The organism is Terribacillus sp. AE2B 122 (assembly GCF_902497585.1).
In the GTDB taxonomy this organism is placed as follows: domain Bacteria; phylum Bacillota; class Bacilli; order Bacillales; family Amphibacillaceae; genus Terribacillus; species Terribacillus saccharophilus_A.
Genome location: NZ_LR700946.1, coordinates 102,426 through 127,548, shown reverse-complemented (window position 1 = coordinate 127,548; position 25,123 = coordinate 102,426). Strand labels below are relative to the sequence as shown.

The 25,123-nt window shown below is 44.7% G+C and carries 22 protein-coding genes; 17 read left to right on the top strand and 5 right to left on the bottom strand.

The annotated features are described in order from the left end of the window. Positions 1-8: 8 nt before the first annotated feature. The 3 genes from hemE to hemY are packed head-to-tail and all read left to right on the top strand — an operon-like array spanning position 9 to position 3,435. On the top strand, positions 9-1,058 hold the full coding sequence (hemE, locus tag AE2B122_RS13055; protein ID WP_175074363.1) for a uroporphyrinogen decarboxylase: 1,050 nt from the start codon (positions 9-11) through the stop codon (positions 1,056-1,058). A 15-nt stretch (positions 1,059-1,073) separates the two neighbouring features. Beyond that, positions 1,074-2,021, top strand: a complete 948-nt coding sequence (hemH, locus tag AE2B122_RS13050; protein ID WP_095229847.1) for a ferrochelatase — start codon at positions 1,074-1,076, stop codon at positions 2,019-2,021. Beyond that, entirely contained in the window at positions 2,014-3,435 is a 1,422-nt protein-coding gene (hemY, locus tag AE2B122_RS13045; protein ID WP_175074362.1) for a protoporphyrinogen oxidase, read from the top strand. The genes hemH and hemY overlap by 8 nt, the downstream gene beginning before the upstream one ends. Before the next feature lie 111 nt (positions 3,436-3,546). Here hemY and AE2B122_RS13040 read toward each other — a convergent pair whose 3' ends face one another. Beyond that, the gene (locus AE2B122_RS13040; protein ID WP_095219501.1) at positions 3,547-4,104 is read right to left on the bottom strand and encodes a DUF6434 domain-containing protein; all 558 of its coding nucleotides are present in this window, start codon (positions 4,102-4,104) and stop codon (positions 3,547-3,549) included. Positions 4,105-4,262: 158 nt separating this feature from the next. Here AE2B122_RS13040 and AE2B122_RS13035 point away from each other — a divergent pair, with 158 nt between their 5' ends. From AE2B122_RS13035 to AE2B122_RS13020, 4 genes are all read left to right on the top strand, one after another. Continuing rightward, a complete protein-coding gene (locus AE2B122_RS13035) occupies positions 4,263-4,994 on the top strand; it encodes an MBL fold metallo-hydrolase (RefSeq protein WP_175074361.1) in 732 nt (243 codons plus the stop codon). Positions 4,995-5,085: 91 nt separating this feature from the next. Continuing rightward, on the top strand, positions 5,086-6,081 hold the full coding sequence (locus AE2B122_RS13030; RefSeq protein ID WP_095219499.1) for a lipoate--protein ligase: 996 nt from the start codon (positions 5,086-5,088) through the stop codon (positions 6,079-6,081). Between the two features lie 54 nt (positions 6,082-6,135). After that, positions 6,136-7,305 (top strand): M48 family metalloprotease, encoded by a 1,170-nt coding sequence (locus tag AE2B122_RS13025; RefSeq protein WP_175074360.1) that lies wholly within the window; start codon positions 6,136-6,138, stop codon positions 7,303-7,305. A gap of 126 nt (positions 7,306-7,431) precedes the next feature. Then, a complete protein-coding gene (locus tag AE2B122_RS13020) occupies positions 7,432-7,956 on the top strand; it encodes a competence protein ComK (RefSeq protein WP_095219497.1) in 525 nt (174 codons plus the stop codon). Here AE2B122_RS13020 and AE2B122_RS13015 read toward each other — a convergent pair. Next, complete coding sequence (locus AE2B122_RS13015) at positions 7,904-8,293, bottom strand: hypothetical protein (protein ID WP_095219496.1); 390 nt, start codon at positions 8,291-8,293, stop codon at positions 7,904-7,906. The genes AE2B122_RS13020 and AE2B122_RS13015 overlap by 53 nt on opposite strands. A 201-nt stretch (positions 8,294-8,494) precedes the next feature. Here AE2B122_RS13015 and AE2B122_RS13010 point away from each other — a divergent pair, with 201 nt between their 5' ends. The 4 genes from AE2B122_RS13010 (at position 8,495) to addA (ending at position 17,080) form a co-directional block, all read left to right on the top strand. After that, entirely contained in the window at positions 8,495-9,142 is a 648-nt protein-coding gene (locus AE2B122_RS13010; protein WP_095219495.1) for a TVP38/TMEM64 family protein, read from the top strand. A gap of 54 nt (positions 9,143-9,196) precedes the next feature. Next, positions 9,197-9,739 (top strand): signal peptidase I, encoded by a 543-nt coding sequence (gene lepB, locus AE2B122_RS13005; RefSeq protein WP_095219494.1) that lies wholly within the window; start codon positions 9,197-9,199, stop codon positions 9,737-9,739. Positions 9,740-9,867: 128 nt separating this feature from the next. Next, positions 9,868-13,371, top strand: a complete 3,504-nt coding sequence (gene addB, locus AE2B122_RS13000; RefSeq protein WP_175074359.1) for a helicase-exonuclease AddAB subunit AddB — start codon at positions 9,868-9,870, stop codon at positions 13,369-13,371. Then, complete coding sequence (gene addA, locus AE2B122_RS12995; protein ID WP_175074358.1) at positions 13,355-17,080, top strand: helicase-exonuclease AddAB subunit AddA; 3,726 nt, start codon at positions 13,355-13,357, stop codon at positions 17,078-17,080. The genes addB and addA overlap by 17 nt, the downstream gene beginning before the upstream one ends. 33 nt (positions 17,081-17,113) lie before the next feature. Here the strand turns inward: addA and AE2B122_RS12990 are convergent, their stop codons facing one another. Continuing rightward, entirely contained in the window at positions 17,114-18,433 is a 1,320-nt protein-coding gene (locus tag AE2B122_RS12990; RefSeq protein ID WP_175074357.1) for a DUF2254 domain-containing protein, read from the bottom strand. A 174-nt stretch (positions 18,434-18,607) separates the two neighbouring features. Here AE2B122_RS12990 and AE2B122_RS12985 point away from each other — a divergent pair, with 174 nt between their 5' ends. Beyond that, the gene (locus AE2B122_RS12985; protein ID WP_038559312.1) at positions 18,608-18,883 is read left to right on the top strand and encodes a GNAT family N-acetyltransferase; all 276 of its coding nucleotides are present in this window, start codon (positions 18,608-18,610) and stop codon (positions 18,881-18,883) included. A 33-nt stretch (positions 18,884-18,916) separates the two neighbouring features. Here the strand turns inward: AE2B122_RS12985 and AE2B122_RS12980 are convergent, their stop codons facing one another. Then, entirely contained in the window at positions 18,917-19,531 is a 615-nt protein-coding gene (locus AE2B122_RS12980) for a PH domain-containing protein (protein WP_038559315.1), read from the bottom strand. A 116-nt stretch (positions 19,532-19,647) separates the two neighbouring features. Here AE2B122_RS12980 and AE2B122_RS12975 point away from each other — a divergent pair, with 116 nt between their 5' ends. From AE2B122_RS12975 to AE2B122_RS12960, 4 genes are all read left to right on the top strand, one after another. After that, positions 19,648-20,853 carry a DUF418 domain-containing protein gene (locus AE2B122_RS12975; RefSeq protein ID WP_175074356.1) on the top strand — a complete coding sequence of 402 codons (1,206 nt, stop codon included), beginning with the start codon at positions 19,648-19,650 and terminating at the stop codon, positions 20,851-20,853. Between the two features lie 59 nt (positions 20,854-20,912). Beyond that, the gene (locus AE2B122_RS12970; RefSeq protein ID WP_245840377.1) at positions 20,913-21,293 is read left to right on the top strand and encodes a DUF1516 family protein; all 381 of its coding nucleotides are present in this window, start codon (positions 20,913-20,915) and stop codon (positions 21,291-21,293) included. Between the two features lie 116 nt (positions 21,294-21,409). Next, the gene (asnB, locus tag AE2B122_RS12965; RefSeq protein ID WP_175074355.1) at positions 21,410-23,257 is read left to right on the top strand and encodes an asparagine synthase (glutamine-hydrolyzing); all 1,848 of its coding nucleotides are present in this window, start codon (positions 21,410-21,412) and stop codon (positions 23,255-23,257) included. Positions 23,258-23,406: 149 nt separating this feature from the next. Beyond that, entirely contained in the window at positions 23,407-24,255 is an 849-nt protein-coding gene (locus tag AE2B122_RS12960; protein ID WP_038559323.1) for a YitT family protein, read from the top strand. A 33-nt stretch (positions 24,256-24,288) separates the two neighbouring features. Here AE2B122_RS12960 and AE2B122_RS12955 read toward each other — a convergent pair whose 3' ends face one another. Next, a complete protein-coding gene (locus AE2B122_RS12955) occupies positions 24,289-24,552 on the bottom strand; it encodes a NifU N-terminal domain-containing protein (protein WP_095219488.1) in 264 nt (87 codons plus the stop codon). A gap of 129 nt (positions 24,553-24,681) precedes the next feature. On the opposite strand from AE2B122_RS12955, the gene AE2B122_RS12950 reads away from it, so the two are divergent. Next, positions 24,682-25,122: a hypothetical protein gene (locus AE2B122_RS12950; RefSeq protein ID WP_095271317.1), complete on the top strand. Its 441-nt coding sequence runs from the start codon at positions 24,682-24,684 to the stop codon at positions 25,120-25,122. The last annotated feature ends 1 nt before the right edge of the window (position 25,123 follow it).

Genomic DNA, 25,123 nt, shown 5'->3' with positions numbered 1-25,123 from the left:
GAACGATTATGCCTAACATCAAAAACGATACAATACTGCGTGCATTTCGTGGGGAAGCAACGGATTACACGCCGGTGTGGTATATGCGCCAAGCAGGGAGATCGCAAAAAGAATACCGCGAACTCAAAGAGAAATATTCTCTGTTTGAAATTACCCATCAGCCTGAGCTTGCGGCCTATGTGACAAGACTTCCGGTCGAACAGTATAATGTCGATGCAGCAATTTTATATAAAGATATCATGACACCACTGCCAGGCATTGGCGTGGATGTTGATATCAAGTCAGGAATCGGTCCGGTGATCGCCAACCCTATCCGCAGCATTCAGGATGTAGAGAAGCTTGGCACCCTAGATCCAAAGCGTGACGTTCCATACATTCTGGACACGATCAAGCTCCTGACAGAGGAACAGCTGGAAATACCGTTGATTGGTTTTTCTGGTGCGCCGTTTACATTGGCTAGCTACATGATTGAAGGCGGACCATCCAGAAACTATCATAAGACAAAGTCACTTATGTATAGTGATCCTGCTGCATGGTTCGCATTGATGGATAAGCTTGCAGAAGTATCTATCACTTATGCGAAAGCGCAAGTGGCAGCCGGAGCATCAGCTATTCAGATTTTCGATTCATGGGTAGGGGCTTTGAATGCAGCGGATTACCGTATGTACATCAAACCGACAATGGAGCGTATATTCAACGAACTGCGTGAAACAAATGTTCCGCTTATCCTATTCGGTGTAGGAGCAAGTCATCTGATCATGGAATGGAATGATCTGCCGGTGGATGTCATCGGACTTGACTGGAGACTTTCCATTAAGGAAGCAAGAGATAAGGGTATTACAAAGACGCTTCAAGGCAATCTTGACCCAGCATTCCTTACAAGTGATTGGAGTGTGCTGGAAGAGAGGGCTAAATCGATTCTGGATCAAGGCCGGGAAGCTGGACCGCATGTGTTTAACCTTGGCCACGGTGTAACGCCGGAAATAAGCCCAAGTGTGCTGAAGAAGCTGACTGCCTTCATCCATTCGTATTCCGCTAAACAAAACTCAATTTTATAACCCGAGGTGTAAGACATGACAAAGAAAAAGGTTGGTTTACTAGTTATGGCGTACGGCACGCCTTATAAAGAAGAAGACATTGAACGTTATTATACTGATATCCGGCATGGACGTAAGCCTACACCGGAAATGCTGGAGGATTTAACTAGCCGATATAAAGCAATCGGCGGTATTTCTCCGCTTGCACGCATTACGAAGGAACAAGCTGATGCAATTGAAGCAGCTTTAAATAGCTCTCAGGATGCTATCGAATTCAAAGCTTATCTTGGCCTAAAGCATATTGAGCCTTCCATTGAAGACGGTGTTGCTGAAATGGCAAAAGACGGTATTACAGAAGCTATCTCACTTGTATTGGCACCGCATTACAGCACATTCAGTGTAAAATCCTACAACGAGCGTGCGCATAAAGCCGCTGCAGAAGCTGGAAATCTTCAAATTACGTCTGTAGAAAGCTGGTACGACGAACCAGGTTTCATCAAATATTGGTCAGATAATATTTCTGAAATCTTCGCTGGCATGGACAAGGAAGAGCGTGATAAAGCAGCGCTGATCGTATCTGCGCATAGTCTTCCGGAGAAAATCCTTCAAAATGGAGATCCATACCCAGATCAACTGAAACGTACAGCAGATTTGATCCAAGAACAGACAGGCATCAAGAATGTGGAGCTTGGCTGGCAGAGTGAAGGTAATACACCAGATCCATGGCTTGGACCGGATGTACAAGATCTTACTCGTGAGCTTTACGAGAAAAAAGGCTATCGTTCTTTCGTTTATGCACCAGTCGGCTTCATTGCGGACCACTTGGAAGTACTTTATGATAATGACTATGAATGTAAGGTTGTTTGTGACGAATTAGGCGCAAAATACTATCGTCCGGCAATGCCGAACACGGACCAGCAGTTCATTGATACATTGGCGAAGGTGGTATTGGAGCAGCAAGCGCGAGTTGAGCGTCATGGCTGAGAAGAAACAGATTGCAATCGTCGGGGGCGGTATTGCCGGTCTGACGACTGCTTATTACCTTCAGAAGCAGATTCGCGCCTATCGTCTGGATTATGAAGTAAAGTTGTTTGAGGCCTCCAGCCATCTTGGTGGAAAGATTGACACCCTGAAAAAAGATGGATTCTTGATTGAACGCGGTCCTGATTCCTTTTTAGCGCGTAAGGAATCAGCATCTCGTCTGATTCATGACATCGGCATGGAAAAGGATCTTGTCCGGAACAATACAGGACAATCCTATATCCTAGCTGGCAAGAAGCTACATAAAATGCCGAAACGAGCCTTTATGGGTGTGCCGACAGAATTAAAGCCGTTTTATCAGTCTCGTCTGCTTTCTACTAAGGCGAAAGCGCGTATCAGTGTTGAACCGATGCTGCCGAAAGGAAAAGAAGCTCAGGATCAATCTATGGGATTATTCTTCCGCCGTCGCTTCGGCGATGAACTGGTAGAGAATGTGCTTGAGCCGCTTCTATCAGGTGTATATGCAGGTGAAATCGATGAGTTAAGTCTGATGGCCACGTATCCAAAGTTCTATGAAGTAGAACAGCAGTATGGAAGTGTGATTAAAGGACTGCAGGCGACGATGCCGAAGCCACCGAAACAGAAGAAAGATGTGAAGCCTCCAGGTGCATTCCTTTCATTGAGGAACGGATTGCAATCATTGGTAGATGGTCTGGAAGCAAAGCTTGATCCAGGCACTGTCCACTTGGAAACAAGTGTGGATCATATCGAACGCAAAGAAGACCATTATCACTTGCTGCTCGGTAACGGAGAGGTATTCCGAACCGACGCTGCAGTGCTTGCTTCACCTTTCTTTGCGGTTCAGCGTATGCTGAGCCAATATGATTTCATGGAACAGCTGAAAGAGATGAAGGCGACATCTGTTGCTACGGTTGCGATGACATTCGATGCTTCTGCTATCAAGAAGGATATCGATGGTACAGGCTTTGTGATCTCCCGCAACAGTAAATATCGAATTACAGCATGTACATGGACACATAAAAAGTGGGAAGGCACGACACCAGAAGGCAAAGTCATGCTCCGCTGCTACGTCGGAAGACCTGACGATAGCGGTATAGTGGATTTATCCGATGAGGAAATCGTCCGGATCGCTTTAAAAGATTTGAATAAAATCATGAAAATAAAAAGCAAGCCGCTATTTTCAGTGGTTAGCCGCTGGAAAAAAGCGATGCCGCAATACGTTGTCGGCCATCTGCAGCGTGTCGCTAATGTGCGCGCCAATATGGCCATCAACCTTCCAGGTGTATTCCTTGCGGGTGGTTCATACGATGGGATTGGTATTCCGGATTGTATCGATAGTGGTGAACAAGCCGTTCAAAACGTACTTGCTTACTTGCGTGAAAAAAGCTTCTCCTAAGGGAGAAGCTTTTTTTTGTAACTTGTTATTTATTATTTTTGATCTCGACAGCTTATTTGGTATCTGTCGGAAAGTTCCTGTATATGTAAGCAGTTATCATTTTTGTAGCTGTCAGGAACTATGGGAATACGGCTTGCTTTTTTTCTTGTTCCAAGCCTCGATAGCTTGACTGCGCGTCTTTCCTTTGTTTACAGGTTTAGAGAAAAACTCACGGATGAATCGGTTATACTCGAACTGAGGGGCAATATCTTTCTGGTAACCAGGATCCTGCTTGCGGGTTTCTTCTTCATGCCAAGCATTGATGGCATCTTCGTATGTTTTGCCGATGTTTGCACGGAAGTAGTTTTGTATATAAGTCGAGAAATGAAAATGCTCTCCGATTTCCTGCTTAAAGAATGTTCTTACGTCCTGGCTGCATCGATGGCCTTCCGTAATGATGGTAGAACGGCTGAGCGGTTCTTTGGATTTCTTCTTTCTGCGTGATTGTTTTTGTTTCGGTTTTTCTATGAGACCATTCAGAAGGAAGCTTTCAATTCTTGCTGTAATCTCCATCTTGGAACCCGAGACAGGCAGTTCATTATCTCGGCAGAATTGGACAAGTTCTTCTTTCAGCCAATAATAATCCAAAAAAGCATCTGCTTTTGTTTTTCTTGTCAATTCTGGTCTCATTACATATCCCCCATATACGTTTTTTTCTCTTTTTGTTATATTATGTCACATATTTAAAGAGGAGACTAGCTCTTGTCTGGAGAACCCTTGAAAAAGGAATCAGGTTTATCTAATGGAAATTCGGTAATGGTAAGATTAGAAGGAGAGGTGCACAAAGTATGAAATTGACAGTAATAGGATTTTGGGGAGCATATCCTGGCAGAGAAAGTGCCAGCTCTTGTTATTTAGTGGAGAAGGACGGATATTCCTTGCTTTTGGATTGCGGAAGCGGTGCGTTATCGCGGATGCCAGCTTTTATTGATCCGAAGGAACTGGATGCGGTGGTCGTAAGTCACTATCATCCGGATCACATAGCAGATATTGGCGCCCTGCAACATGTTTGGCAAGTGCAGAACAGCTTGAAAGGTACAGAAGACGTGCTGCCGATATTTGGTCACGAAGAAGATGAGGAAGGCTTTAAGAACTTGACTCATAAATTTACCGATGGGATTGGCTACAAGCCGGATGAAATTCTGAGCATAGGGCCTTTTGCCATAACATTTATGAAAACGAAGCATCCAGTACCATGCTATGGTATGCGTATCTCAGACGGTGTCTCCGATATTGTTTATACAGCTGATTCTAGTTATTTGGAGGAGTGGGCGGAGTTCAGTAAGGATGCTGACCTGCTTATAACCGATTGTAATTTTTATCAGCATCAGGATGGAGAATCTGCCGGTCATATGAATAGTCTGCAGGTAGGCGGCATTGCGGAGCAGGCTGGTGTGAAAAAGCTCTTCCTCAGTCATCTGCCGCATTTTGGAGAACATAGGCAGCTGCTGGAGGAAGCAAGCAGTGTCTACAGTGGACAAGTAAAACTAGCATATGAGGGGCTGACATGGGAAGGGTAAAACCTTCCCGTTTTGTCTGAATTGCTATCATGCTGAGGATTCGGTAGAATATTACTAGGATAAACAATTTTTGACACTGGGGGTCTTTATTTTGCGATTTATCGATAATGAAGGTATTACAGATCCAAGGATCAACCTTGCGATCGAGGAGTATGTCCTGAAAAATTTCGGCAAAGACGATACATATTTGCTTTTCTATATCAATGAACCATCCATCATCATCGGCCGGAATCAGAACACGATTGAAGAAATAAATACGAAGTACGTTGACGATAACGGCATCAAGGTTGTACGCCGCTTATCCGGAGGCGGAGCTGTTTACCATGACATGGGGAATTTAAATTTCAGCTTTATCACACAAGATGACGGTGACAGCTTCCAAGATTTCGCCAAATTCACAAAGCCGGTTACGGATGCATTGAACAAACTCGGTGTACCAGCAGAATTAAAAGGCCGAAATGATTTACTTGTCGGTGAACGCAAGATTTCTGGAAATGCACAATTCTCAACACGTGGTTTGATGTTCAGTCACGGTACACTAATGTACGATTCGGAGATCGAACACGTTGTATCAGCTTTGAAGGTGAAGAAAGAGAAAATCGAATCCAAAGGGATCAAATCTATTCGCAGCCGTGTAGCAAATATCTCAGAATTCATGGATAACAAAATTCCGATGGAAGAATTTAAGGAAATCCTGCTGCGTTATATCTTCGATGTAGAAGATACGAAGGATGTACCGCGTTACAAGCTGACAGAAGAAGATTGGAAAGCAATCCATAAAATCAGTGAAGAACGATACCAGAAATGGGAGTGGAACTACGGTAAATCGCCGAGCTTCAATATCCAGCAAACGCATAAATTCCCTTCAGGTAATGTTGATGTCCGTCTGGATGTGAAAAGCGGTATTATTGAGCAGATCCGTGTCTTCGGTGATTACTTCGGAGTCGGCGAAGTCGGGGAGCTTGAAGAAAAACTGAAAGGTGTCCGTTATGAGCGCGAGTCGATTCAAAAAGCACTAGCGGATGTGAACGTAAGCCACTACCTAGGTAAGATCGAGAAAGATGACTTTATTGATCTTATGTACTGATTGATTATCTATGAGACGACCTCCGGGCCGTCTCTTTTTTACAGGAGGAATCGGATGAAACGGGTACTTCTTGCTTATATGATCTATCTTTTGGCAATCTGGATTTTCTTTCCGTTTTTCTATACAGAATGGAATGATGATGTAAGCACATACGCAAGTATTGGTCATGCCGTCTACTTTTCCAGACTGCCGTTATTGCCGCTGTTTCTTTATGTGGTTTGGAAGAACGATAAACTGCAAAAAATCGCTGCTGCCATGGAAAATCGACTGCCTAAACTAGTCGCAACTGCCGGCTATATGCTTTTATTGACTACCGTATACGGTATCGTTCAGCTGCCATTCCGATTGGCGGGGTATTGGAATGCGCGTCAAGCACAGATCAGTGTACAGCCGTTCATTGATTGGGCAGGGGAATACGTACTAAGCTTATTTCTCTTTTATTTGGCTGTCACAGCAGTTGTTTTGATATCGCAGTATCTAATGAAAAGATTCCGAAAAAACTGGTGGATGCTTCTTTGGTTCTTGCTTGTACCAAGTGCCATTTTCATCGTCTATGTCCAGCCAATGTGGATTGATCCGCTTTATGAGGATTTCTATCACCTTCCTGACGGGGAGTTGCGTACGGAAATCGAGCAGCTGACTAGTGAGGCAGGAATTCCCGATGCAACACTTCTGGAAGTAGATAAAAGTGCTAAAACAGTAACGTATAATGCATATGTAACAGGACTGTTCGGCAGTGCTCGTGTAGTGCTGTATGATACAACAGTCGACGGATTGGACCAAGATGAGGTTTTGTTCATCGTCGCCCATGAAATCGGTCATTATGTGCTGCATCATGTGTATTGGGGGACAGCTGGTTTTCTGGTTCTAGGATTTGTCCTCCTTTGGGTAACTAAAAAATTATCAGATAAGTTATTGGCTAAAATACAGATAAGTGCTCATCAGCTGAGAGCAGTACCACTCTTCCTGCTTATCCTTAGTTCGCTGCAATTTGCGAGCGAGCCTGTTTCACTTTATGTGTCGCGAGAAATGGAGCGGCAGGCAGATGCTTATGCGCTGGAACACGCACCTGATACAGAAGCAGGCATTCACATGTTCCGGAATATGCAGCAGGTCTCCAAAGGTGATCCGAATCCTTGGCCGCTATTTGAATGGCTGCGTTCCACGCATCCATCTAACCAGCAGCGTATCGAAACAATAGAATCTTATCAGGAAAACAGGTAGAAGCATGAGTTCTACCTGTTTTTGTAAGGATTCTATTAAGAAAATGGTATTCTCCTGTTTTCATGCCTGAAATTTTGCTATTGTAGAATCAATCCCTCTTTTCCTGCATCAGAAAGGAAGTTCAGGATGCAGCAGATAGAACAAAATCCAACCATGGCAGAACTTACGCCGCTTACAATGGCTGTACTTCCGAAGCTCCTCGAAAACGGTCAGCCAGGCTGTGAGGTAATCGAGACAGAAGATAGTTTTACTTTTCGCACCCCTCCGAGCAGATTCATTGATTTGGCCTGCAAGTTTTATGGAAGCAGTTTAAAAGGAAGACAGGCAGGTGTGAAAGACATCTGCGGAATCACTCATAAGGCCCCGATATCGATTGACCCTGTCAGCGGTATGTATTTCTTTCCCACCTCTTCACCACTCTCCCATGCTTGCTCCTGGATTTCTCATTCCCACATCAAGCGGATTGAAGCCGCCCCGCATCAGCGAACAACCCTTATATTCAAGAATGGCTACACACTTACCCTTGATGTTTCGTATGGATCGATGATGAATCAGGTGCAGCGTACTGCACAATACAGATTCCTGCTGGATAAGCGAATCAGGCATTTGTGGAAGTATGGCGGGGATCAGATTGCGGAGCCTTTTGTGTAAGCTCCATCAGGATTGCCTCGACTTTCTTCCGAATCGCTGGATTGAAATAATTCCGCTTTTCCTCACACTCCTTCGTGATGAACAGGAAAGTGGTGAAGGCGTCGTTTTTCTCTGCTGTAACAACCTGCAAATTATGCTGACGAAGCTGAATGCGCAGCTGTTGTCGTTCCTCCAATGCACGCTTCTCCATCGATTGTAATGTATGTAACAGATGCGCCTTTATCTTATGCTTTCCTTCTTCTACAATCCGGATATCCTGCTGCAGGACAACAATGGCCATTGATAGAAATAGAAAGCGGGACCCCAGCTTATATTCCGACTCACTAAGACAACGCATATGCCTTTCCTCCTAGTACGAACGTATGTTCTAGTATACCCTATTGTATGCAAAGTGAAAACAGGATACTACAGGTAATTTTCAAAAAAATACTAACCAAATGCAGGAAAAGAAGGGATAATCCTGTCAGACTTTGCATGCTTGGGCTTTTCGTTTAGAATAGTAAAAAGATGTTTTTGCTGGGAATAGGAGAATGGTTAGATGGTCTTAGGCTTTGGATGGAACGATTTGATGGAAATGTTCCGCAATGGAACATGGGACGATTATGTGAAGTCCCTGCTTGATCGATATGAGAATCTGGGTCCTATACCCGGCATTTTGCTTCCTTACTTGGAAGCTTTCCTGCCGTTTCTGCCGCTTGTTGTCTTCGTACTGACGAACACTGTGGCGTACGGCCTGCTATGGGGCTTCCTATATTCGTGGATTGGTACGTCGCTTGGAGCAATCACTGTGTTCTGGCTGATACGGCGGTACCGACATACACGTATAATCAATTGGCTGCGGCATAACAAACAAGTAAAGCGAATAACTGAATGGTTGGATCGTCATGGTTTTGGTCCATTATTCATTCTTTTATGCTTTCCATTTTCGCCCTCGGCTATCATCAATGTGGTCGCAGGATTATCGAGAATCAGTGTGCAGCAATTCGCTTTGGCGGTATTTCTCGGGAAAGCGCTGATGATCTTCTCTATTGCATACGTCGGTGAAAGTTTGACTTCCTTTGCAGAAAACCCGATTAAGACGGTGGTTGTAGCTGTTGCAATCATCCTATTCTGGACGGTAGGTAAATACGTAGAAGGAAGATTGAAGAAGAAGAACGGAAAGCAGGAGCAGTCACATAAGGATTAAAGCTATTCAAGCCGGGGTAAAGTGTTGCAAAACACTTACACCGGGGGAAGGCGCATGAAAAAGAAAAAACGTTGGAAGTTTTTCTTCTTGTTTGCCGGCATCGTGCTTTTGATCTTCTGTTCCAGAGAATTAATCTTTGCGGATTATCGAGTGGAAGGGGAGTCAATGGAGCCGACCTTGCAGGACGGTAACTTCCTGATGGTGAACAAGTTCATGAACGACGCAGATAGTATCCAGCGTTTTGATGTCATCGTTTTTCACGCAACAGAGGATGAGGATTATGTGAAACGTGTCATTGGAATGCCAGGGGATGCAGTGGAAGTTAGAAATGACAGACTGTTTGTAAACGGTGAATACAGACCGGAGCATTATCTGGAAACGTATAAGGATGATGTCGATGGTCAGCTGACGTATGATTTCACGTTGAAAGACGTTACCGGGAGAACGACAGTGCCCGAAGGAATGCTGTTCGTAATGGGTGATAATCGAAGGGACAGCCTTGATAGCCGCTCTTTTGGCTTCATCCCGATTGAACAAGTTGTCGGGAAGGTGGATGCCCAATTCTGGCCAATGTCCGCATCTGGACTTGGAGTTTAGCTCCTTATCTTTGATAAGGGGCTTTTCCAGTATATACAAGCGAACAAACGTGCGCATCTGTTTTCCCTAAACCCGTGTAACATGATAGAATAAGATTACTAGTTTGGAAGACAGGAGTGGAGCTTAAAATGGGTGTACGTTTTATCATCGGCCGGTCTGGAGCGGGAAAAAGCCGTGCATGTCTCGATGAGATTGCAGCTAAATTAAAAAGTGATCCAATGGGTTCGAATATATTTTATCTGGTTCCGGACCAGATGACCTTTCAGCAGGAGCAAGCGCTGATCAGGCAAACCGGTGTAGAAGGAAGTATCCGTGCACAGGTATACAGTCTGTCGCGGCTGGCTTGGTATATCCTGCAGGAGACAGGCGGTGCGACCAAGCAGTTCATTACCTCAACAGGTGTTCAGATGATGCTCCGGAAGATTACCGAGGAACGTAAATCTGACTGGAATGTCTTTCAGAAAGCGATCGAGAAGAACGGCTTTATGGGGCAGCTGGAAAGCATGATCACAGAGCTGAAGCGCTATCGTGTTACGCCAGAGCTTCTTCATGCTCAAATCCGGGAAATGGAGCAGTTTCAACAGCAGCATTCCCCTGAAGTTACACTTCGGGATAAGCTGGAGGATATCAGCTATATTTACGATCGCTTGACCGCGCTTTTACGGGATAAGTATATTGACAGCGAGGATCAGCTGCAAATGCTTGCGTCTAAAATACCATTGTCGCGTTCTGTTAAAGGATCGGAGATTTACCTGGACGGGTTTCACCAGTTCACGCCGCAGGAGCTGGAGGTAATCGGTGCACTGATGACAGAAGCCGATCAAGTAACAGTGACACTTACATTGGACGGTGCAAACCGTCAGGATGTTGACGAGCTGGATTTGTTTGCGCGCACACATGATACATTCCTTCAGATTAAACAGACGGCGCAAGAAAGGAATGTGCCGATCACTTCAATCGAGCAGCTCAATCCTGCCGATGGGCGCTTTGGGCATAACCGAGCTTTCCTTCATTTAGAGAAGCACTTGGAGACACGTCCAGCTCCAATGTTGAAGCAGGAAGTACCAATCACCTTGGCGCAGGCAGTCCACCCAAGAGCGGAGGTCGAAGGTGCCGCGCAGGAGATTGTTAAGCTTGTACGGGAGAAAGGTTACCGTTATCAGGATATTGCTTTGCTTCTCAGACAGGCGGATGTATATCATGAGCTGATCGAAACAGTATTTGCGGATTATCATATTCCTGTTTTCATTGACCAGAAAAAGCCGATGATTCATCACCCGCTGCTGGAACTGATTCGATCAGGGATGGAAGTCGTTGATGGTAATTGGCGATATGAAGCTGTTTTCCGCGTATTGAAGACAGGTTTCATCCCATCGACTGATGAAGTTTATCCACTGACAGAAGAAGCAATTGATGAATTAGAGAACTATTGTCTTGAGTATGGTATTCGTTCCAGGGATCGCTGGCTGCAGAAAGAAGACTGGATTTTCCAGCGGTTCCGCGGATTTGATACAACACGGCAAACTGATAAGGAATTGGAAACCCAGAAACGGATCAATCATTATCGCCGTCAAGTTGCGGATGCGATGAAGAAATTTGATCGAAAGCTGCGGGAAGGTAAGACATTCCGTGAGCGCTCGATTGCTGTTTACAATTGGCTGGAACAGCTGCAAGTACCGCAGCGCCTTGAGGGAATGCAAGTTATTTTCGACGATCGTGGTGAGCTGGAAAGAGCAAGAGAGCAGGACCAAGTGTGGGATAGTGTACTTCAGCTGTTGGATGAAGCAGTGGAGATTGTTGGGGACGAACGCGTTTCCTTGCAAGTTTTCCGTCACACAATGGAGACGGGTTTTGAATCGCTTGAATTCGCTCATATCCCGCCAAGCTTAGATCAAGTGATTGTCGGAACGATCGACCATAGTAAGGTAAGCGGACTGAAATGTGCTTTCCTGCTTGGTGTCAACGAAGGCGTATGGCCAATGAAACCGAAGCCCGATGGACTTATCAGCGAGGAGGACCGGGAAGTACTGGCCGTATACGGCTTACAGCTTGCGGCCGGAAGCAAGCGCCAGCTGCTGGATGAGAGCTTTTATATGTACCTTGCATTCACGGCAGCAAGTGAACAGCTTTGGGTAAGCTATCCAATCAGTGATCAAGAAGGAAAGGCGAAGATGGCTTCTTCACTCGTGCAGCGCATGAAAGATTTATTCGACTGGTGCTGTGACGAGCGCATGCTTCAGGATCCGGAGGACAGTCTGGATACGGCTCGTTTTGTTGCTACTATCGATCAGAGTCGTTCTGCTCTTACGACTCAGCTGGCCCGTAAAATGCGGGGTTATCCAGTTCATCCTGTCTGGGATAGTGTACTGAACTGGTTCATCAGCCATGAGAGCGAGGATGAGCTGACAGGGAGGATACTGCAAAGCCTCTTCTATCGGAATGAAACAGAGGATTTGGCGGAAGAGACAAAGGAGCAGCTTTTCCCGAAAAAGGTGAAAGCAAGTGTGTCACGCTTGGAAACCTACTACCGCTGTTCTTATCAGCATTTTGCTAAGTACAGTCTTGGGTTGGAAAACAGACGGACTTACAAGCTGGATGCGCCGGATATCGGACAGCTTTTCCATGAAGCATTGAAGCAGATTACAGATTGGGTACAGCTGGATGGCCGGAATTATGCGCAGCTTAACCGGGAAGATGCAACAGGATATGCGAAACGAGCGATGGGCAACCTCGCACCTGTACTGCAGAATCAGATTCTCCATAGCTCCAACAGGTTCAAGTATATCCAGCAAAAGCTTCAGGAAATTATCGCACGTGCTGCCTACACGCTGAGTGAACAGGCGCGGCAAAGCAAGTTCTCTCCAGTTGGGCTTGAGCTTGACTTCGGGGAAAATCAGACACTGCCGCCGATTGAGATCACGCTGCCAAATGGCTATGAAGTACAGCTCAGAGGACGTATCGACCGCGTCGATAAAGCAATCGATCAGGAAGATCTGTTTCTTCGTATTATCGATTATAAATCCAGCAGCAAAGCGCTGAACCTGACAGAAGTCTACTATGGTCTCGCGCTCCAGATGCTCGCTTATCTGGATGTTGTTCTGTCTCATTCGGAGCAGTGGCTCGGTCTCCAGGCGACCCCGGCAGGTGTATTATACTTCCATGTGCATAATCCGCTGATTTCGCAATCGAGCAGATCACAGGTGGATATTGAGGACGAGATATTCAAGAAGTTCAAGATGCAAGGCATGCTGCTGGAAAACGAATCTGTTGCCCGTATGATGGACACGTCATTGGAATCAGGTATGAGTAAGATCATTCCGGCAGGCCTGAAAAAAGATGGTGCATTCCGAGCTGGTTCCCAGACGGCAGATCAAGACACTTTCCATGCTTTGCAGCAACATACTAGATTTTTAATGGAGCAAGCTGGACTGGATATAACAAATGGCGGAGTGCATTTGAATCCTTATCGCCATCATGATAGAAGTGCTTGTACGTTTTGTGATTTCAAGGCAGTGTGTCAATTCGACGCATCACTTGCCGGTAATAAATATCGTGCAATAAAAGATATGAAGGATGAAGATGTACTGAATAGCATCAAGAAGGAGGTGGAACGACATGGTAATGTGGACTGACGAACAACAGCTGGCTATTGATGCCAAAGGACATGATATCTTAGTCGCAGCTGCAGCAGGTTCAGGTAAGACGGCTGTTCTTGTTGAACGAATTATCCAAAAGCTTGTAAATCAAAACGATCCGGTTGATATCGATCAGCTGCTAGTCGTGACTTTCACGAATGCAGCTGCACAAGAGATGCGCAGCCGGATTGGAACAGCTCTTGAAAAGGCTTTGGAGGCAAACCCTTCTTCTCAGCATCTTCGTAAGCAGTTGTCATTGCTGCAGAATGCGTCTATTTCCACGCTCCACTCGTTCTGCCTGGATGTTGTACGCAAATATGCGTATATGCTGGATTTGGATCCAGGTTTCCGTATTGCAGATGACTTGGAAGCGGATCTGATTCGCCAAGAAGTAATTGGGGAGCTGCTGGAAGAATGGTACGGTAAGGAAGGCGAGGAGCAAGCAGCTTTCTTTGGCGTAGTTGATCGTTTCAGCAATGACCGCAATGACCTGGAAGTGGAAGATCTTATTCTGAAGTTATATGATTTCGCTACCCAGAATCCATATCCGGAGGCTTGGCTGGATCAGATGGCAGAGCTGTATAATGTGTCTGCTATCCAGGATGAGAATGAACTGCCATGGCTGCAAGTATTGAAACGTGAAGCAAATGATCAGCTGCAGGCGATGCTGCAGGAAGCAGATCAAGGTCTTGCTCTGACACGCGAACCTGATGGGCCGCATCATTACGCAGAAACCTTCGAGGCTGAAAGGAAGTTCATTGCCGAAGCGAAGCACCTTGTGGAAGGCAGCTGGAATGATGCTGTAAGTTTCATAAAAGAGCAATCGTTCGGCAGACTTTCCGGCAAAAAGGTTGAATGTGATGACATGAAAAAATCGCAGGCAAAAGCACTGCGTGATTCTTATAAAAAGAGATGGGGCAAGCTTTCCGGCGATTGGTTTGCTCGAAAGCTTGAAGTCTATTTAACGGATATGCTGGAGCTTTATCCGTCGATCCAACAGCTCGCGTTGCTAGTCAAGCAATTCCGCAGCCGTTATCAATTGGAGAAACGGGAACGGGCATTAGTCGATTTCTCAGATCTGGAGCATTTTTGTCTTGAGGTGCTGATCGATGAAAACAGTACACCGGAACAGATCATTCCCTCAAACATTGCCGAAAGCTATCAGAACCGTTTCAAGGAATTATTATTAGATGAATACCAGGATACAAACCTCGTGCAGGAAACACTTGTTACATTGATTTCTGACCGTTCAGGAAGTGGCAATATGTTTATGGTTGGAGACGTAAAACAGAGCATCTATCGCTTCCGTCATGCTGAACCGACATTATTCTTGAATAAATATAAGGCTTTTTCTGATCCAGAACATCCAGCTATGCGCATTGATTTAGCCAGCAACTTCCGCAGCCGGCAGCAAGTGCTCGACGGAGCAAACTATATTTTTCGACAGCTTTTCTCAGAAGATGTTGGGGAAATGCAGTACGAAAAAGAAGCAGAACTCATCTATGCAAACAAAATGTATGATGACCTGAGACAAGATGATACCGACGTTGAGCTAGTTATTATCAATCGCGACGGTACGGAGGAAGCAGAAGATGCTGATACCGACACCGAAATGGTGGAGGATCTGGAGAAAGCACAGCTGGAAGGGCGAGCATACAGCAGGATGATTCAGCAATGGATCGGTCACGATGGCCACGATGCAATGAAGGTTGTCGATAAATCCACACAGCAGCAACGCGATATTCAATATCGGGATATTGTCATACTGCTGCGCTCCATGACGTGGGCACCGGCAATTGTAGAGGAACTGAAGCAGCAAGGCATTCCAGTATACGCAGAGCTTTCGACAGGTTATCTGGAGGCAATTGAAATAAAAGTGATGATGAGTGTACTGAAAATCATTGATAATCCGCTACAGGACATACCATTTGCTGCTGTTTTGCGATCACCTATCATTGGTCTGAAGGAAGATGACCTTGCCAAAGTAAGACTAGCAGATCAGCGAAGCAGCTATTACGAAGCTGCGAGGGTCTATGTTCGAACGGCGAATGATGAGATCTCTATCAAAATTGAACGCCTGCTGGAGTGGCTGCGCTCCTGGAGAATGGAAGCAAGACAGGGGGCGTTATCAGCATTAATTTGGTCGATCATGAGGGAAACAGGCTACTACGACTTTGTTGGCGGTATACCAGGCGGTCGGCAGCGTCAGGCGAACCTGCGTGCTCTTTATGATCGTTCCCGAAACTACGAGAATACATCATTCCGCGGACTGTTCCGCTTCGTGAAGTTCATTGAACGTATGGAGGAACGAGGAGACGATCTTGGAGCCGCTAAGGCTTTAGGTGAACAGGAAGACGTTGTTCGGATCATGACCATTCATAAAAGTAAGGGACTAGAGTTTCCTGTTGTCATCACCGGTGCGATGGATAAAACGTTCAATCAGCAGGATCTTCGCAACCGCTATTTGCTGCATAAAGATCTAGGATTTGGTAGTAAATATATCGATCCATTGAAACGGCTAATGTATCCAACTTTGATCTACCATGCATTAAAGGCAGAGAAACAGCGGGAATCACTAGCGGAAGAAATGCGGGTCCTTTATGTTGCTTTGACACGTGCAAAGGAAAAACTCGTCATGGTCGGTAATGTCGCATCATTGGAGAAGAAACTGCAAAAGTGGCGTCAAATTGCTGATCACCCGTCATGGGTGCTGCCTTCGCATTATCGACTGGAAGCAACATCCTATTTGGATTGGGTGGCACCTGCATTGCTGCGGCATGAACAAGCAACGGAACTGAGAGCTGAGGAGCTATCCCAGCAGCTGCCGACAGAAATCACGGCGGACAGTTCTCAGTGGCGAATTCGTCTCCAAGAAAGCAGAGACTATCTAACTTCTGATGAACAGGAAGAAGAAGCAAACCAAGAGCTGCTTCAACGTATTACTGATTGGTATCCAGGTGAAGAAAATCCAGATTGGAAGGAAGAAGTGGAAAACCGTCTGACTTATCATTACCTGCATACAGAAGCGACAAAGTTCCGGGCAAAGCAGACTGTGACTGAAATTAAGCGTCAGCGGGAAATACGGGACAGCTACAGTGATAGTGGTATAATGAACCGTATTCAGCAAAGAGTTCCGATTGCCAGCAGACCACGTTTCCTGCAAGAATCAAAGGAACTTACACCAGCAGAACGAGGCAGTGCAGTCCATGCTGTTTTGCAGCAGCTCGATATCCGAAAGGAATGGGATAAGAAGAAGCTGGAGGAGTTCCTGCTAGAATTGGTAGATAAGGAATTTTTACAGCAGGATGCTGCAGCATCAATTGACGTGGAGCGGATACTTGATTTCCTAGAGTCTTCAATAGCAGATCGCATACGCCAAGCTGAACACTTCTATCGGGAAACTCCTTTTACACTGGCACTGCCTGCGAACGAACTGTACAACGACTGGACAGGTGCAGCTTCTGACAAGGTAGTCGTTCAGGGAGTGGTCGATCAGATTCTAGTGGAGGAAGATGGACTTGTGCTCCTGGATTACAAAACGGATACACTTTACGGAGAAGATCCGAATAGGAGAGCAGAAATTCTCACAGAGAAGTACCGGGTTCAGATTGAACTTTACGCTAAGGCAATTGAACGGATTTGGAAGAAACCGGTCAAGGAAAGCTATCTATACTTCTTTGATAAAGGCCTCTTGCGACGAGTATAAGAAAAGGAGACAGCAACATTGCTGTCTCCTTTTTCATTTTGGCTGGAGATGTCTTTCCAGCGGGTAATAATCTTTTGCATGGCCGGTAACTTCTGCTAATTGTTTTAGATATTCCAGTAAGCGAATCCGGTCTGCCTGGAAGAAAGCAGAATCTGAGATATGGAGAATTGTGTCTTGGGCGAACTCCCATATTATAGGGAAGTTCTTTTCAGATATAGTATCAGTCATCCGGATGAAAACTTGGATCATTTCCACTATCAAGAGATAATCTTTTTGAGTATAGTGCCGAATCCGTCCGAAACCTTCATGTAGATACGTAGAAAAAGTGACGGTATTATAAACGACTCTTGTCTGTTCCTCTTCATCCTGCAAATAAGGGTGGAGTGTGGTAGATGCATCGATGTTAATCATCAGATCTGCCATTTGATGAAACGTATTGATAGCGGAGGTTGGATCATCATTTCCAATCGACTTGATGGCAATTTCACTTAGTTTGTTCATACTCATATCTACATCTTGTATCTCGGATCGTTTATGCCCGATTTGGATGAGTTTGCTGTACTTCTCGATTTGCACATCCTGCGCTCCGGGTCCGCGATAGCTGAACAAACGATTGCCTTTCAACACGAAGTCACCTGCTTTGGCATCCATCCTTATGACGACATCATCTTTCTTTGCCTGTTTGATCATATCCACAAAGTTAATCAGCTGTATATAACCGGAATTAGATGCTTTGCAAGTGTATCCTGTGTAATCCTCAAATGTATAACCAGGTTCATCACAGCGGTACGGCTCCAGCTCATCAATTAAAGTCGATTGGATGATCCTTTCCGACTCGCTTTTCATGGCATCCACAATATTGTGCAGTTGCATCCATGTTGTTGTATGGTTTACAAATAAAGCAAAACCGATAACTGCCGCCAGTGTGACAAGCGTACACGCGATCGGCACAGCCGTAAAATAATCGCGGGAACTGTTCGTGACAAACAGGAAGGAAATGAGCATAAACACAAAGCTTCCATAAAAAAGCCCAAGAATATGCTGTGTCGTCCTATCGGAGATAAAATTGAAAAGCATGCGCGGCGAATACTCTGAACTGAAACTTGTTAAGACTACTAAAATCGAGTTCAAAGTATAAGCTGCCAAAAGCAGTGTACCGCTGACTAATACACTCACGAGAGTACCAGTATTCGAAGCAGAAGCATTGAAGAATCCCGTTGTTTTAGTTGGTAAATCAAAATATAGATCCAACAGCAGTGGAATCGCTACGAGAAGAAGCGTTCCTGCGATATAGATTGTCGGCATCATCCAAAGATTAAGCTGCGCCTCATGCTTGCGCTGACGCTTTGTCATATGTAGATATTTTCGTAAAGGTCTTGGTAAAAGTTTAATAAGCATATAGGACGCCTTTCTACTTGAGTTTGATCATTGCATTTTACCCTACATTTAGAAGCGGCAAACACCAGGCTTCCATATGAATACCTAGCTGATCATGCGGGTAGAGTAAGGAAAGGAAGGAGTGGTACGATGGCTGACATCAAACAAGAAAAAGGGCGATTTTATATCGGAAATAGTGACCAGCCTGATGCAGAGGTGACATTCACAGAATCTGATGATATTGTCATTGAACATACTATGGTAATAGAGGATAAGCAGGGCGCAGGTATTGGAAAACAATTGATAGATCGAGTCGTAGATTATGCAAGAGAACAAGAGAAACAAATTGTGCCGGTATGTACATTTGCACATGAGATATTGAGTACTGACAAAAAATACGACGGGGTTTGGGAAGGCCCGCTATAAAAAGAGTGGCTCGCATAGTGCGAGTCACTCTTTTTAGTTGTTGATATATTTTTCGTAAACTGCGCCGAAATCATGTGCATGATATTTATGTTTGGTAGATGTCAGCCATTCGAAGCCGAATTCAGTCAATTTCTTGTACGTTTCATCCAGCGTGCCGTCTGTATAACGTGATTGCTGGAGAATGGCTGCTGCTTTATCCAGACTTGTATGTGCCATATCTGTAAATAAGCTGTTTTCATAATTGATCTCTGCAATGCGCAGCAAAGCTTTATATAAATCTTTAAGCTGATCGATCTGGTCTTTCTTAACGTCGATACTGATTACCTGATTATCGATGGAAAATTTAATTTCGATATCCAAATCCACTTTACCGGCTGTTTCCAAATATACGTTGCTGATGCGATGCTGCATATATGGGTAACGGCGAAGAGTACGTTTGGAAGAAACGGCGCTTTCACCGTCAACATGGATGATGGAGAGATTTGTAAAGCAATACTCATCCTGTTTCGTTTTAATCAAAAAGTAGATTTTTTCGTTATCTTCATTCATGACATAATCATCAGCATCCGTCTTATCGTAATCACTTGGAGGAATGATCTTGCCGATATCAGAGAGACCTAGAGCATCAGAAGCTAGTTTCTTAAACATAATTTAACCCTTTCCGCTATGTAGCATGTGATATACTAATTTTAGCAATTTTGACAGAGAGCATCCATATTAATTTTGTAAATGATGCATCTGGACTAAGCGAGAGGCGGAATGAGATGAAAGAAAAAATAAGACCTTTGCCACAGACAAAACGGCTGCATTGGATCGACGCAGCAAGAGGGGCAGCTATACTCGGTATCTTCATGGTAAATGCACCTTCATTCGGTTCTCCCTATTATATGCCAGGAATTGATTCACCTGAATGGGATTCGCCACTTGATACCTTTCTGCTAGGCGGCATCGATATATTCTTTCAAGCTAGTTTCTACACGTTATTTTCCATATTATTCGGTTTCGGCATGCAGCTTATTTTCGATAGCCGGAAACGCGACGGCATTAAGCCCGGCTGGTTCCTAAGCAGAAGGATGTTAGTGCTGCTGGGACTTGGAGCAATCCATGCATTTCTTATTTGGCATGGGGATATTCTTTTTACATATGCGATTATTGGATTATTGCTTATTCCATTCCTTTACACACCGAAATGGGTTTTGCTGACGATGATTCCGGTTTTGCTTGTTCCTGTGGTTCTGCTGCTTACGGTTTCAACTCTGGCATTATCAATGCTTGGAGAAGGAATGGATGAAATGCTGTCCAGCACGATGGATATAACAAGCAAGCTGACTGCTTATGGCAATGGAACATACACTGACATCCTGCAGCAGAACATCGCGGACTGGTCAATGTCGAACGGAGTCGGGGGCATAATCGTAGGTATATTTATGCTGCTGCCATTAATGCTTCTAGGTGCATATCTTGCGCGCACGAAGCTGCTTCATGACCCTTCAGCAAACCGACGCAAGCTCATTTGGTTCACTATTATTACTGGATTCCTTTTTCTTGTTCTTAAAGCAGGGCCATACTTAATTGGTGCTCCGCTTTGGCTGAGTTATGCTCAGGATTATATCGGCGGTCCAGCGTGTGCACTTTTTTACCTTTCTTTGATAACGCTACTATCAAATCTCCCTGTATTCAGCTGGATTGCACGTCAGTTAAGCTATGTCGGGCGCATGTCTTTGTCCAATTACTTATTCCAGTCTGTATTGATGTTCGTTTTGTTCTACGGTATCGGCTTCGGCTTATACGCAGAATTTTCTCTGCTAGGCTTTGTTTGCTTTGTTATTGGAGTCTTTGTATTTCAAGTTGTGCTAAGCCGTGTATGGTTCCGTTATTTCACCTTTGGACCTATTGAATGGCTTTGGCGGATACTGACATATGGGAAAATTCAGCCGCTTCGGAAGAAAAACGAACAGCGTGTGTCTTGATGCGGCAATAATGGGAAACATGGTATGATGTACGGGTACATAATAAAAGGAGGCGCACCATGGACGGAATGATACTTACACATATAATAGGCTGGGGACTCGGTCTTCTGCTCTTCTTCTTTGCGCTTGTTCTTTATAGCGAGAAGAAAGTAAAGCAGGCAACAATTCCGCATATGATTCTGCGGCTTGATTATCTGCTCATCCTTTATACTGGATTTGTTCTATTATGGAGATATTTTGACGCATCTGGATCTTCCTTTACTGTCCAGGCGGTCATTAAGGGAATTGCAGGGCTGATCGTCATTGTCTGCATGGAGATGATTCTCGTGAAACTGAAGAAGGAAAAGTCCGCAAAAGCTTGGTGGATTATCTTCTTCATCGCGCTAGTCATTACATTATTGCTTGGCTTTGGTATCCTTCCGATGGGATTCCTGCCATAAACCTGCCTACTAAGGCAGGTTTTTTTCTTTTGCTCACGTTTAGCGCCACTTTTCATATGTTGTAGAAGTAACGGCTTAATATATGACTTAGGCGAGAAAAGGAGTAGAGCGGGCATATGTGCGGTATAACCGGGTGGGTTAATTTCAAACGTAATCTGGAGCAGGAGAAACCTGTGATCCAAAAAATGGCTCAGACATTATCGAAACGGGGTCCGGATGAGTACAACGATTGGGGAGCACCACATGTCCTGTTCGGTCACCGGCGACTGATTGTAGTAGATGCTGCAGGAGGCAAACAGCCGATGCAGTATACTGATGAGCGCGGGACTTATACATTGATTTATAATGGTGAGCTTTACAACACAGAAGATATTCGGAAGGAATTGAAGCAGCGTGGATGGTCCTTTCAAGGGCATTCTGACACGGAAGTGCTGCTTAAGAGCTATGTCGAGTGGCAGGAAGCGTGTGTCGAGAAATTCAATGGGATATTTGCATTCGCTATTTGGCACGACAAAACGGAAACCCTCTTTTTTGCAAGAGATAGATTAGGTGTAAAACCACTCTTCTATATGGAACAGGATGGCGGGCTGTTGATCGGTTCAGAACTGAAAGCGATTCTTGCTCATCCAGAAGTGGAAGCAGTGCTTGACAATGAAGGGGTTTCAGAAATCTTGGCGCTCGGTCCGTCTCGGACACCTGGGCATGGTGTTTTCAAAGGCATAAAGGAATTGCGAGCAGCTCACATAGGGAAATTCGATCGGAACGGTTTGAAGCTGACTCGGTATTGGAATGTGGAAAGTAGAGAGCATACAGATTCTATAGAAGAAACTGCTGCAAAAGTAAGGGAATTACTTACAGATTCTGTCATACGGCAGCTTGTATCGGATGTACCGCTCGGCACCTTTCTTTCAGGCGGAGTTGATTCTAGCGCAATAACCGCTATTGCAGCGAATCACTATAAGGAAACAGGCAAAGGGCAGCTTTCGACATTCTCGATCGATTTTGATGGAAACGATACGTTTTTCAAGAAAAGCGATTTCCAGCCGGCTAGCGACCAGACATTTGTTATGAAAATGCAAAAAGCATTTGGTACGAATCATAAGACACATGTGATGGATAATCTATTATTAGCTGGCTCATTAAAAGAAGCGACCATTCTCCGTGATCTGCCTGGTATGGCGGATGTCGACGCCTCTTTATTTTGGTTCTGTGAACGAATCAAGGAGAATGTGACGGTGGCATTATCAGGCGAATGCGCAGATGAAATCTTCGGCGGCTACCCTTGGTTTTACAGAGAGGATGACTTGAACAGAGAAGGCTTCCCTTGGATTCGCTCGGCCCAAGTCCGTAACAGTCTGCTAAAGAAGGAATGGCAGCGTGACCTTGATTTGCATGGCTATATGCTTGATAGATATCAAGATACAATTGATGAAACACCACTGCTGCCTGGTGAGGAAGCGGAAGCAGCAAAACGGAGGCAGATGTTTTATTTGAATATGCATTGGTTCATGCCGACATTGCTCGATCGAAAGGACCGGATGAGCATGGGAGCAAGTTTTGAAGCCCGAGTTCCGTTTAGTGATCATCGATTGGTGGAATATGTTTGGAACATCCCGTGGGAAATAAAGACGTATGGTAATAAGGAAAAGGGCATACTTCGAAAAGCACTCGAAGGAATTTTGCCGGATGAAGTACTTTATCGGAAGAAAAGTCCATATCCAAAAACACATAATCCTGTTTATACGGCTGCTGTCGTTCAGTGGTTGGAAGAAATCCTTCGGGATGATGATGCGAGGTTATTTGACTTATTTGACCGGAAATCCATTGAGGCACTTGTCAAAAGCAAAGGTCAGGATGTGACTGCTCCGTGGTTTGGTCAGTTGATGACCGGTCCGCAGTTGCTTGCGCATCTGGGACAGATTGACTTTTGGCTGCGGCATCATGATGTGAAGATTCGTGTATGACTTTAGGGGCTATATTAGCTCCTTACATAATAAAACTATTTTCATTCAGAGTGATTTCGGCTATAATGATTCGCGGGCTTAGCGCAGGAATAGCTTTCAGCCGTTCTGCGCAAGCTTTTTAATGTATGGGACTTTGAGGAGGTACATAATTGTTCTATTTTGAAGTGAAACGTATTGTGGTAGTTATATTCGGAGCCTTGCTCAATGCGGTGGCACTGAATTTCTTCCTGATACCTGCAAGTGTATATGGCAGCGGCTTTACCGGAGCTGCACAGCTCTTATTCGATTTCTTTGCCCAAGTTCTTGGCATCACCTCAATCGGTACAGGGATCTGGCTTTTCTTATTGAATATCCCCGTAGCGATTCTAGGATGGATGAAAGTGGGCAAAGGCTTTACCATTTATAGTCTCTTTTCAGTTGCTTGTATGACAGTTATGCTTGAGCTGCTTCCGATTCATGCTCTATCGGACGATATTATCCTGAATGCTGTATTCGGCGGCGTTATTGCTGGTGTCGGTGTTGGGCTGACATTAAAATGGGGTGCTTCTACTGGAGGAATGGATATTGTCGTCATGATTCTATCTCGTCTGAAGGATAGACCTGTTGGCACGTATTTCCTACTGTTGAACGGGATCATCATCATTTTGGCAGGTGTCCTCAATGAACCGGCGAATGCCTTGTATACGCTAGTCACCCTGTATGTCTCGACTCGAGTAATCGATGCGATTCATACCCGCTATGAGAAGGTGACTGCAATGATTGTCACAACAAAGGCGGACGAGCTATCTAAAGCGATTTATAATAAAATGGTACGAGGTATTACGATTATTCCAGTCCGAGGTGGTTACACACAGCAGGATAAAAATATGCTGATGCTCGTTATCACCCGATATGAATTGTATGATTTGGAACATATTATTAAAGAAGTGGATCCATCAGCTTTCATGAACGTTGTAGAGACAGCTGGTATCTATGGATTCTTCCGTAAAGATAAATAAAAGCTGAGGAGCATTCTGGCTCCTCAGCTTTTTTTAATAGCCTGCTTCTTCCATGACAGCGACGACTTTCGCAGAAAGCTCGTCCCAATCTGCGTTTGGCAGCTTGTTAATTGTAATGAAATTTTGGAAGCCGAAAACATTATCGACACCTTCCACTGTCATTAGCTGATTCATGATAGCGTACTCGCTCGTTTGTCCAGGCATGACAGACACACTGCCGTTGCCTTCAAAGATAATTTTATCAGTAGTGAATTTCTTCGCATTCGGATTCGGGGTATTTTCCACTCTTATACTCATGCTATTGGCCTCCTAGCGTCCATACTTACCACTATCATAGCAGATAGAGAACGATTTAAAAAGTGGGAAATAACTTGCTTAAGCAGAAACGGGGTTGGGTAGTGAATAGGTAAAGAGGAGGAATATTCGATGGTGATTCGTATTTTATGCATTGGTGGTATAGCTGGTATTGCGCTGTCAGCCTGGATGTATCTTTGGCAGCAAATAACGGCTATTAAGGTTTATACATTATTGCTTAATGTCGATTTTATCCCTTTTATTCGACAGGTGGATTGGAATGATTATATGCTCAATCTCTTTCACATTATTATTTCCTGGGCAATTGTCCTAGTTTACTTCTTGTCGAAAAAGAAACTAGGGAGAAACAGATGGATAATCGGTATTGGTTTAAGTCTCTGCACTGCCTGTGTTTATTTTCCCTTATCACTTCTAGCCAATCAGCCCGTATCAGCTGTGGATGATTGGTTGGCTATTATTATCTGGTTTTTCGGTCACTTACTATATGGTCTCCTGATAGTAAAACTTACTGATTTATTTTATAATAGTAAATTTTTAGGGAAACAAAGCTGAA